At 60.6% G+C, this 10421-nt stretch carries 12 protein-coding genes and 1 riboswitch; of the genes, 7 read left to right on the top strand and 5 right to left on the bottom strand.

Annotated elements, in window-relative coordinates; all coding sequences use genetic code 11:
* Positions 1–57: 57 nt before the first annotated feature.
* Entirely contained in the window at positions 58–1224 is a 1167-nt protein-coding gene (locus QN377_RS12970) for a 1-acyl-sn-glycerol-3-phosphate acyltransferase (protein ID WP_095020337.1), read from the bottom strand.
* A 105-nt stretch (positions 1225–1329) separates the two neighbouring features.
* On the opposite strand from QN377_RS12970, the gene QN377_RS12965 reads away from it, so the two are divergent.
* The 4 genes from QN377_RS12965 to QN377_RS12950 are packed head-to-tail and all read left to right on the top strand — an operon-like array spanning position 1330 to position 3316.
* Entirely contained in the window at positions 1330–1512 is a 183-nt protein-coding gene (locus tag QN377_RS12965; protein ID WP_095001561.1) for a CPXCG motif-containing cysteine-rich protein, read from the top strand.
* A 12-nt stretch (positions 1513–1524) separates the two neighbouring features.
* Complete coding sequence (locus QN377_RS12960) at positions 1525–1785, top strand: putative signal transducing protein (RefSeq protein WP_095001560.1); 261 nt, start codon at positions 1525–1527, stop codon at positions 1783–1785.
* Positions 1786–1836: 51 nt separating this feature from the next.
* Complete coding sequence (locus QN377_RS12955) at positions 1837–2463, top strand: SOS response-associated peptidase (RefSeq protein ID WP_095001559.1); 627 nt, start codon at positions 1837–1839, stop codon at positions 2461–2463.
* 34 nt (positions 2464–2497) lie between these two features.
* Positions 2498–3316 carry a M48 family metallopeptidase gene (locus QN377_RS12950; RefSeq protein ID WP_095001558.1) on the top strand — a complete coding sequence of 273 codons (819 nt, stop codon included), beginning with the start codon at positions 2498–2500 and terminating at the stop codon, positions 3314–3316.
* A gap of 105 nt (positions 3317–3421) precedes the next feature.
* Here the strand turns inward: QN377_RS12950 and QN377_RS12945 are convergent, their stop codons facing one another.
* The 3 genes from QN377_RS12945 to QN377_RS12935 form a co-directional block, all read right to left on the bottom strand.
* The gene (locus tag QN377_RS12945) at positions 3422–4006 is read right to left on the bottom strand and encodes a TMEM165/GDT1 family protein (protein WP_086799543.1); all 585 of its coding nucleotides are present in this window, start codon (positions 4004–4006) and stop codon (positions 3422–3424) included.
* Between the two features lie 91 nt (positions 4007–4097).
* A riboswitch (yybP-ykoY riboswitch) is annotated at positions 4098–4217 on the bottom strand.
* Between the two features lie 50 nt (positions 4218–4267).
* A complete protein-coding gene (locus QN377_RS12940; RefSeq protein ID WP_095001557.1) occupies positions 4268–5266 on the bottom strand; it encodes a class I SAM-dependent methyltransferase in 999 nt (332 codons plus the stop codon).
* A 30-nt stretch (positions 5267–5296) separates the two neighbouring features.
* Entirely contained in the window at positions 5297–6262 is a 966-nt protein-coding gene (locus tag QN377_RS12935; protein ID WP_322213572.1) for a 2-hydroxyacid dehydrogenase, read from the bottom strand.
* Positions 6263–6342: 80 nt separating this feature from the next.
* Between QN377_RS12935 and QN377_RS12930 the strand changes: the two genes are divergently transcribed.
* The 3 genes from QN377_RS12930 (at position 6343) to QN377_RS12920 (ending at position 9749) form a co-directional block, all read left to right on the top strand.
* Positions 6343–6972, top strand: coding sequence for a LysE family translocator (locus tag QN377_RS12930; protein ID WP_016779501.1), 630 nt, complete (start codon positions 6343–6345; stop codon positions 6970–6972).
* Positions 6973–7113: 141 nt separating this feature from the next.
* On the top strand, positions 7114–8871 hold the full coding sequence (locus tag QN377_RS12925; protein WP_322213568.1) for a DUF1302 domain-containing protein: 1758 nt from the start codon (positions 7114–7116) through the stop codon (positions 8869–8871).
* 155 nt (positions 8872–9026) lie between these two features.
* Entirely contained in the window at positions 9027–9749 is a 723-nt protein-coding gene (locus QN377_RS12920; protein ID WP_095020339.1) for an OmpA family protein, read from the top strand.
* A 205-nt stretch (positions 9750–9954) separates the two neighbouring features.
* On the opposite strand, the gene QN377_RS12915 is transcribed toward QN377_RS12920, so the two are convergent.
* Entirely contained in the window at positions 9955–10389 is a 435-nt protein-coding gene (locus tag QN377_RS12915; protein ID WP_016779504.1) for a YhcB family protein, read from the bottom strand.
* Between the last annotated feature and the right edge of the window lie 32 nt (positions 10390–10421).

Genomic DNA, 10421 nt, shown 5'->3' with positions numbered 1-10421 from the left:
AGATGTGTATAAGAGACAGACCTTCGCGAGCAGGCTCGCTCCCACGGGTTTATTGGGTTACAGCGCCAGGCCAGCCTTGATCCGATACTGGTTACGCACCGGCATCGCGTATTGCAGCACCAGATACGGACGGTGCTCGGCCGGGCAGGCGTCCAGGCGGCGTTGCCATTCTTCCTGGGCCTTGGCCAGTTCTTCGGCACCGAATACCTCTGCGGCCGTCGGCACTTGTAACTCGGGGTCGTGGTCGCTCCACTGCGCATACGCCAGGTAGTGCGCGGGGAACAGGCGGTAGCCACCGAGGATATGACGATCCATTTCGGCGGCCAGCAATTTGCTGTCTTCGAACAACTCGGTCACCGGCGCCCCGAAGTTCACGTGCACGCGACCCTTGTAGCCGGTAATGCCGTTGGCGATGCTGGTGTCGTCCTCGCCAGGAGCCTTGCTGTAGGTGCCGGTAGTGGCGCGGATAAACAGCTCGCGGGCCTTGGCCTGGTCACAGGGGTCGTATTCGTAGCTGATGGAAACCGGGGTCAGGTTCAATGACTGAATGACCTCGGCAAACGGCTCGTTTTTACGGCTCATATGAAACATCTTGAGGATCGCCGAATCGGTACGGTCATCACCGTCCTTGGCCCGGCCTTCAGCCTGGGCGATCCAGATTGACTGGCAGTCGTTGCGGATCGAGTGGTTGATGTATGCCGACAGCAGTTGATAAGCCGCGAGCTTTTCCCGGCGCCCGGTGATCGAGCGGTGCACGATAAAGCTCTTGTTCAGGCGCATCAGATCGCTGACAAACGGCTTTTGCAGCAGGTTGTCGCCAATGGCGATGCGCGGCGTTGGCAGGCCGGCGTGGTACACGGCGTAATTGACGAACGCCGGGTCCATCACGATATCGCGGTGGTTGGCCAGAAACAGGTAGGCGCTGCCGGATTTCAGTTGCTCGACGCCGGTATAGGTTACGCCGTCGGTGGCATGTTCGATGGTGCGATCGACGTACACCTCGACCTTGTCCTGCAGGGCCGCGACCGAATTGACGCTGGCGAACTCTTTGCGCAGGCGATGAGCTATAAGTGGTTTTAACAGCCAACCGAAAGCGCCAGCCAGGCGCGGAAAGCGAAAGTGGGTCAGGATATCCAGAAACGCCTTGTCGCTGAGCAGCCGGGCCAGCACTGCTGGTACTTCGGCGTCGTCGTAAGGTCGGATGCTATCGAATTGGCCCATCATGCTCTCTTGTTGGAAACGACTAGGGTTGGTACGCAGGGCAGGGCAAAAATAATAGCCCTGCTAATAGACCGGCGATTATACGCACAAGTCACTCTGGAGACCGCGATGCTTGAAACTGAACACTATGAATGCCCCTATTGCGGCGAGCCGGCTGAAGCGGTGCTCGACCTGTCGGGGGGTGATCAGAGCTACATCGAAGACTGCCCGGTGTGCTGTCGGCCGATCCTTTTTCACCTTCAGACCGATGGCCATGAATGGATGCTCGATGTGCATACCGAGAATGAGTAGTGAGTGAAGACCATGCAACGCATCTACGAGCCGGAAAACCTGATGGAAGCCGAACTGTTGCTGGGCATGCTGGCCAGTGAAGGGGTCGAGGCCCGGCTACAGGGCCGTGATCTGGTCGGCGCCACGGGGGAGCTGCCGGTGTTCGGCTTGCTCGGCCTGGCGGTGGCCAATGATCGGGCGCAATACGCACGGGAGTTGATCGATGCGTACAATGCCGCGTCACCGGTGGCTGGTGATGAGCCTGAGAGTTTCCCCGATGTGCTGGATTGCTGATGCCAGCGACGGTTTATTCATTGCTATACAAAAGAAGAGTTGTGCTGCCCCATGTGTGGACGTTTTGCCCTGTTTCGCTGGAACCCTGCATTTGCAGCCTTGCCCGGTTTCCCGGCGGATCAGCAGGCCCAGTGGAATATTTCGCCGAATGATTCGGTATTGATTCTGCGCGCCGGTGCTGAGCCTGGCCAGCGAGAGCTGGCGCGAGCGCGCTGGGGCCTGACCCCGGCGTGGCTGACCGACCTGTCACGGACTCCGGCCCATGCCCGTGCTGAAACCGTGGCCGAGCAGCCCATGTTCCGCGATGCCTTGCGTGAGCGCCGCTGCCTGATCCCGGCCAACGGCTTTTATGAATGGCGCGGCACGACCCGTAAACGCCCCTACTGGCTGACGCCGGGTGAAGGCTCCTCGCTGTTTTTTGCCGGTATCTGGGAGGCATACCCCGTTGAGGGGCATGTGTGGCTGAGCACCGCCGTGATTACACAGGCAGCGGCCAGCCAGCGTCGCCCGCTGATTCTGGATGAGGCTGGCCAGCAGGCCTGGCTTGACCCTCAGACTCCGCTGCAGGCCTTGCAGGCGCTACTGGCCAGTGCGCAGATGCCGCTGCGAGAAAGACCGCTGGCCAATCTGGTCAACGATCCAAAACTCAACGCGCCCGAGTGCCTGACGCCGGGTTGAGATACGATACGCGCCATCTTTATGGAGATTTTTGATGGGTAAGTTAGCGGTAGTGTGCGCCGTGGGCGCCGGGTTGTTGCTGGGTGGATGCCAGGCGGTGAATACCACCAATGGCGGCGCCGTGGGCGTAGAGCGCAAGCAGTACATGTTCAGCATGCTGTCGAGCCAGCAGGTTGACCAGATGTACGCCCAGTCGTATCAACAGACCGTCAGCGAGGCGGGCACCAAGGGCGTCCTGGACAAGACCAGCGCCAACGCCAGGCGCCTGCAGGCGATCGCCAACCGACTGATTGCCCAGGCGCCGGCCTTTCGCCCGGATGCCGCGCAATGGAACTGGGAAGTCAACCTGATCAAGAGTGACGAGCTCAACGCCAACTGCGGCCCTGGCGGCAAGATCATCTTTTATAGCGGGATCATCGAGCAACTCAAACTGAGTGACGATGAAATTGCCGCGATCATGGGCCATGAAATCGCCCACGCCTTGCGTGAGCACGGGCGTGAATCCATGTCCAAGGCCTATGGCATCGAAATCGCCAAGCAGGGTGCTGGCGCCTTGTTGGGCCTGGGCCAGGACAGCCTGGGCCTGGCCGACACGGTGGTGAACTACAGCCTGACCTTGCCCAACAGCCGCAGCAATGAAAACGAAGCGGACCTGATCGGTCTGGAGCTGGCAGCCCGTGCGGGCTACAACCCGAATGCGGCGATCACCCTGTGGCAGAAAATGGCTCAGCAATCACAGAATGCGCCGCCTGAATTCATGAGCACCCACCCGGCTTCAAGCAGCCGGATTGCTGCGCTGGAGGCGGCCATTCCGAAGGTGATGCCGCTGTATCAGCAAGCGCCGAAATCGTGACGCTTGTTGTGGGGGCGGGCTTGCTCGCGATGGCGTCTACGCGGTTCAACTGAAAGACCGCAGTGCCTGTATCGCGAGCAAGCCCGCTTCCACACAAAGTGTGGGTTACACCCAGCCGCTGATCTGCATCGCCTTGTACACGGCCACTACAGCCAGTACCACGAACGCGGTGGCAGCCAGTCTGCGGATCAGGGTCAACGGCAGTTTGTCAGCGGCAAAGTTGCCCGCTAAAACCACCGGCACGTTGGCAATCAGCATGCCCAGGGTTGTACCGATAATCACCAGCCACAGATCCGGGTATTGTGCGGCGAGCATCACCGTCGCCACCTGGGTCTTGTCACCGATTTCGGCAATGAAGAAGGTGATCAATGTGGTCACGAACGGCCCGTACTTGCGTGCGGTGCTGGCTTCGTCGTCGTCCATCTTGTCCGGCACCAGGGTCCACAGCGCGGTGGCGGTAAAGCTCGCGGCGAGGATCCAGTGCAGCATGGCGTCGCTGAAGAACGTGCTGAACCAGGCGCCTACAGCACCGGCGGCGGCATGGTTGGCCAGGGTCGCGACCACGATACCGGCGATTATCGGCCAGGGTTTGCGAAAGCGTGCGGCCAGAATAAGGGCGAGCAGTTGCGTCTTGTCGCCGATTTCGGCCAAGGCAACGATTGCAGTAGGGACAAGCAGGGAATCGAGCATCATCAGGTGGTTTCCAGGGGCGGGTCGACACGGCTATGACACGTACAGCCTCCCCGCCCCGGGTAAGGTGTTCGTGTCATAGGTCTTGTCAAACCCCGGTCCGTCTGTGCGGACACCTGGGTCGCATACGCCATGGTCTGTTGACCAAGTATGTTGACGTATGCCGGACGAGCTTGACGCTCGTGGGAGACTACTCCCCTAGGACGGAGCGGATTCTGCCTAGGCAAATCCGATCCGGCAAGCTCTTATTTTTCCGCAGGCTCAACGGCGCTTGGCGCTGTAAATCCGGAAACCCTGGCCCTCGGCCTTGACCGTGCAGGCACCGAAATGCTCTTCGATCAGCGGTTGATATCGCAGGAAGCTGTTGGCGACAATCCGTAGTTCGCCACCTGATTTCAGATGTTTCACTGCTTTTTGCAGCAAGTTTTCGGTGGCGTGGTAATCGGTATGCACCCCCACGTGGAACGGCGGGTTGCTCAGAATCGTGTTCAAACCCATGGGCGCGGCGTCGATGCCGTTGCCGGTAATCACTTCCCCTTCCAGACCGTTGGCCGCCAGGGTCAAACGGCTGCTGGCGGTGGCGAAGGCATCCACGTCGAGCAGGGTGACGTTGTTGTGCGGGTAGCGGCGCTTGACCGCAGCCCCGAGCACACCCGCACCGCAGCCGAAGTCCAGCACGTGGCCGCTGGGCAACTTGTCCAGATGCTCAAGCAGCAGGGCGCTGCCGCGATCCAGGCGACCGTGGCTGAACACGCCCGGCAGGCTCACGACCTTGAGCGGGCCTTCGGGCAGCGGCAGTTCGTAATGTTGCGCCAGGTCGTGCAGTACCGGCACGGGCGGGGCGTTATCCACCGTCACTTGCCACAGCTGGCAATGCCGCGCGCTATCGAGTTTGCGCGGCTTGCCGAACGGGATCAGTTGCTTGGACGCGCCTTCAATGCCACCCTTTTTTTCACCGACCAGAAACACGTCGGCACCCGGCAGGCGGGCGGCCACGGCCTTGAGCACGTAGTCGCTCAGTTCCTTGGACTTGGGCAGGAACACCACGGCGGTGTCGAACGCCCGCTCAGGGATATCGACACCGAACTGCACACGCCCGGCAAAGCGGGCGTCGAGCGCGGCCTGGTCGCCGGCATGCCAGCACCAGCCATGGGCATCGGGCAGTTCGCCCAGCAGTTCGTCAGCGGGCAAGCCGACCAATAGCACCGAGCCTTGAAAGTATTCAGGCTGACGAAGCAGTACTTCACTGCGCGGATCCATAATCTGCTCCTCAAAAAGGGGCGCAGTCTATCAACTGACGACCCGCAGCGCTGTACCGTTGAAGAACGCTTCGGCATTTTGCGCCAGTTGGCCGACGATGCGCTGGCGTGCTTCACGACTGCCCCAGGCACTGTGCGAGGTGATGATCAGGCGCGGAATGTCGGCCCCCAGCAATGGGTTGCCGTCGCGTGGTGGTTCGACGCTGAGCACGTCGGTGGCCGCGCCACCCAGATGGCCGCTACGCAGGGCGTCGGCGAGTGCCTGTTCGTCGATCATGCCGCCACGTGCGGTATTGACTACAAAGGCCCCGGGTTTGAGCAGTGCCAGTTCGCGGGCGCCGATAAAATTACGCGTATGCTCGGTGAGCGGGCAGTGAAAGGTCAGCGCGTCGACCTGGGGCAGCAGTTCGTCCAGCGTCAGGCGCCCGGCACGGGCCGGGCGCCCCGGGATCTGGCCGATCAGCACGCGCATGCCGAAGGCTTCGGCCAGTTTCGCGACCGCACTGCCCAGCTCGCCGTGACCGAACAGGCCCAGGGTCTTGCCTTCCAGCTCGACAATCGGGAAGTCCAGCAGGCAGAACTGCTTCGCTTGCTGCCACTGGCCGTCGGCCACGGCCTTGTTGTAATCGACCAGGCGCGTAGCCAGTGCCAGCAGCAGGCCGAGGGTGTGCTGCGCCACCGATGGCGTGCCGTAGCCCTGGCAGTTGGCCACGGTGATCCCCAGGGCTCGGGCGGCCTCAAGGTCGACGTTGTTGGTGCCGGTGGCCGCTACCAGAATCAACTTCAGGTCCGGGCAGGCAGCCAGGGTTTGGGCGTTGAGCAGCGCTTTGTTGCTGATGGCCACACTGGCGCCTTGCAGACGCTCGATCACATTGGCTGGCGTGGTGTCTGCGCACAGCTGCAAGTCGCCGAAGCTGCGACGCAGCGGGTCGAGGTCGAGATCGCCCAGGTCCAGTGAGGTGTAATCAAGGAATACGGCGCGCTGAGTGTTAGTCATCAACTGTACCTTTTGTGCTGTGAAATGAAGGCGTAATGTGGCGAGCCTAACAGAAGAAACAATTTGTAATGGAGCCGTGCATGTACTGGACAGAATTTTTGACCGTAGCCTTGATTCACCTGTTGGCGGTGGCCAGCCCCGGGCCTGATTTTGCCGTGGTAGTGCGCGAGAGCGTCACTCACGGCCGCCGTGCCGGGATGTTTACCGCGTTTGGTGTGGGCACGGCGATTTTTGTCCATGTCGGCTATTCATTGCTGGGTATCGGCATCATCGTGTCGCAATCGATTGTGCTGTTCAACGCCCTGAAATGGCTGGCAGCGGCTTATCTGCTGTATATCGGCATCAAGGCACTGCGGGCCAAACCGGCCGATCCTGCGGCGTTGGCGGCCAGCTTGCCGGTGGGCGAGCGCACGGCACGCGGGGCTTTCACGTCGGGCTTTGTGACCAACGGCCTGAACCCCAAGGCGACGCTGTTTTTCCTGTCGCTGTTTACCGTGGTGATCAACCCGCACACCCCACTGTCGATCCAGGCCGGTTATGGCGTGTACCTGGCAGTGGCAACCGGTGTGTGGTTCTGCATGGTCGCGATGCTGTTCAGCCATCAGCGCGTGCGTACAGGCTTTGCCCGCATGGGTCACTGGTTTGACCGCACCATGGGCGCGGTACTGGTGGCATTGGGCGTGAAACTGGCGTTTACCGAGATGCATTGACACACCTCGGTTCCGTAGCAGCTGCCGAGGAACGAAGGCTGCGTCCGGCAGCAGCTACGGGGAGATGGTCGGGTTCTTGTCAAAATCTGGATTTGCTTCATCCTTGCGGGCTTATTGCAGTGTGCCCACGGAGAAGTATCGATGTCCTCAGTCCACCGGTCCTGGCGTCGCGCCAGGCTGGCGCTGGCAGTCAGCCTTGCGTCGACGTCCGCTTGGGGCGTGAGCTTCAATCTCGGCCCGGTTGAGGGGCAGATCGATACCGAGCTGTCCATCGGCGCCAGTTGGTCCACCGCCAGGGCCGACAGCAAACTGATAGGCGCCAACAATGGCGGCACGGGGCAATCGGCCATTTCTGACGATGGCCGCCTTAACTTTAAACGCGGCGAAACTTTTTCGAAAATCTTTACCGGCATGCACGCACTGGAACTCAAGTCCGGCGACAGCGGCCTGTATGTGCGTGGCAAGTATTGGTATGACTTCGAGTTGCAGGACGACAGCCGCCCCTTCAAGCCCATCAGTGACTCAGGCCGCCGAGCCAGTGCGCAATCGGCCGGCGCGCAACTGCTCGATGCGTTCGTTTACCACAACTACGCCATTGCCGATCAGCCCGGCGCAGTCCGCTTGGGTAAACAGGTGGTCAGTTGGGGCGAAAGTGCGTTTATCGGTGGCGGCATCAATGCGATCAACCCCACCGACCCTGCCGCCTATCGTCGGCCTGGCACTGAGTTCAAAGATGGCCTGGTGCCGGTCAACCTGTTCTATCTCTCGCAAAACCTGACCGACAACCTGTCGGCTGAAGCCTTTTATCAGCTGGATTGGGAGCCGTCCGAAGCGGACAACTGCGGGACGTTTTTCTCCCGGTCAGACGTGATGGCTGACGGCTGCAGCGGCAATTACCGGGTCATGAGCAAGCGTTCGGCACTCGATGTGGCCGACCTCGCCGCGCTGACCGGTGCCGGGGTTGAGGTGAACGAGGAGGGCGTGCTGGTACGCCGTGGCGCCAATCGTTATGCGCGCAACAGCGGGCAGTTCGGGGTGGCCATGCACTATGTGTTCGAGCCGCTGGGCACCGAGTTCGGTGCCTACTTCATGAACTACCACAGTCGCGACCCGATCCTCAGCGCCAGCGCGGCGCCGCAGTCGGCCTATAAGGCGGCAGCAGGCGCCGGAGGGCTGGCGCCGATGGTTGTTGCCGGCAATTCGGGCTATTACGTTGAATACCCTGAAGACATCCGCCTTTACGGCCTGAGCTTCTCCACCACTTTATCCACAGGCACGGCCTGGAAGGGCGAGTTGAGTTACCGTCCCAATGCGCCGGTGCAACTCAACAGCAACGACTTGCTGTACGCCAATGTCACGTTGCTGCCCGGGCTTGCCGATGCATCGCCACTGAGCGTCACTCCCGACGCAGATGTGCAGGGCTATCGGCGCAAGGAAGTCACCCGGTTCCAGACGTCCCTCAGCCATGTGTTCGACAACGCGATGGGTGCCGATCACCTGACCGTGACCGGTGAAGTGGGGGTGACCCGGGTTGGTGGCCTGGATAGCCCTTCAGGGCTGCGTTACGGGCGTGATCCGGTGTTTGGCTCTGAAGGTAATGACGGCTTCACCACGGCCACCTCCTGGGGCTACCGTGGTCGCGCCGTGTGGGAATACAGAAGCGTTGTTCCCGGGGTGAACCTCAAGCCCAATCTGGGCTGGTCCCATGATGTCAGCGGCTATTCGCCGGGGCCCGATGCCAGCTTCGAAGAGGGCCGCAAAGCCATCTCCCTGGGGCTGGAGGGTGACTATCAAAGCACCTACACCGGCAGCCTGTCGTACACCAATTTTTTTGGTGGGCGCTACAACACCCTCAGTGACCGCGACTTTGTGGCGCTGACGATGGGTGTGAAGTTCTAGGCCGGAATTTGTTGGGAGGCGTTCGGGCGACTATTGTTTGTGGGGTGCGAATGTTTACGACCCAAGGAATTTTTACCGTTGGTCGTGTTCCAAGATTTATAAAGGTCTAATGCCAATGGCCTTTGCCCCTAGAAAGATTGATCAGGAGCTTCACCATGTTCATTTCGCGTCGTTTGATTGTTGCTGCAAGTGCGGTGGCCTTGCTGGCTGGCTGCGCTACGCCTAACCCGTATGACAACCAGGGCCAGGGGTCTTCCGGGACGGGCTTGAGCAAGACTGCCACCTACGGTGGCCTGGGGGCTCTGGCGGGTGCTGTGGCGGGTGCTGCCATCGACCATAACAACCGTGGCAAGGGCGCGCTGATCGGTGCTGCCGTGGCAGGCCTGGGTGCAGCCGGTTATGGCTATTACGCCGACAAGCAGGAAGCAGCCCTGCGTGCGAGCATGGCCAACACGGGCGTTGAAGTTCAGCGTCAGGGCGACAACATCACCCTGGTGATGCCAGGCAACATTACCTTCGCGACCAACTCGGCCAACATTGCGCCCAGCTTCTATCAGCCGCTGAACAACCTGGCGAATTCGCTCAAGCAGTTCAACAACCAGAACCTGATCCAGATCGTGGGTTACACCGACAACACCGGTAACTACAACTACAACATGCAGCTTTCCCAGCAGCGTGCGCAAAGCGTAGCGACCTACCTGACGTCTCAAGGTGTGAGCGGCCAGTACCTGTCAGTCAAAGGTATGGGCCCGGCTGATCCGATTGCCAGCAACGCCACCGCAGATGGCCGCGCACAGAACCGTCGCGTACAAGTGACACTGGCGCCAATCCCGGGCATGCAATACCAGCAGCCGGGTCAGGTGCAGCAGTACCCTTGATCATTACCTCGTAGCAGCTGCCGAAGGCTGCGTTCGGCTGCGCAGCAGTCGTAAACCCTGAGTGCGGGGTTTGGCTGATATTGCGACGACTTCGTCGTCGAACGCAGCCTGCGGCAGCGGCTACGGGGGGGCGCAAGACACACAACAAAAAGCCCCGCGATCCTTGCAGATCGCGGGGCTTTTTATTGGGCATCCGGCTGGGAAATTACTTCTTCAGGCCGTAATGCTCATCCAGCATGCCAGGACCGTTCGGGCTTTTTGGTGCGTAGTCCAATGGCGGCTCGGTGCTGTGCGGCGGGGTGATGCGCTCGCGATGCGGTTGTGGCACATCCGGGTGCAGGGCAGCCAGCAGGCGTTGGCGAGTCTGCTCGTCCAGGGCCAAACGGTTGGCGCCCTCGGCGAGGTGTTCTTGCACGTCCTGATAGCTCTGTGTGAGTTTCTTCACCAGGTTGGCGGTGGTGTTGAAGTGGGTAACCACTTCACTTTGGTAACTGTCAAAACGTTCCTGGATGTCGTCCAGCTGACGCTGCGTGCGGTTAGGCACGGCATTGGGCAGCAGACGAGCAACCAGAAAACCAATGGCGACACCGGCAACCAGGGCGAGAGTCGGCAACAACCAAATCAAGAGCGAGTGTTCCACGAGTCCTTCCTCTATAAACGGCTTTGCTTTAC

It is taken from the genome of Pseudomonas sp. CCC4.1 (genome assembly GCF_035019225.1).
Classification (GTDB): Bacteria; Pseudomonadota; Gammaproteobacteria; order Pseudomonadales; family Pseudomonadaceae; genus Aquipseudomonas; species Aquipseudomonas bubulae.
The sequence above is the reverse complement of the archived record's forward strand: the minus strand, read 5'-3'. Positions and strand labels throughout refer to the sequence as shown.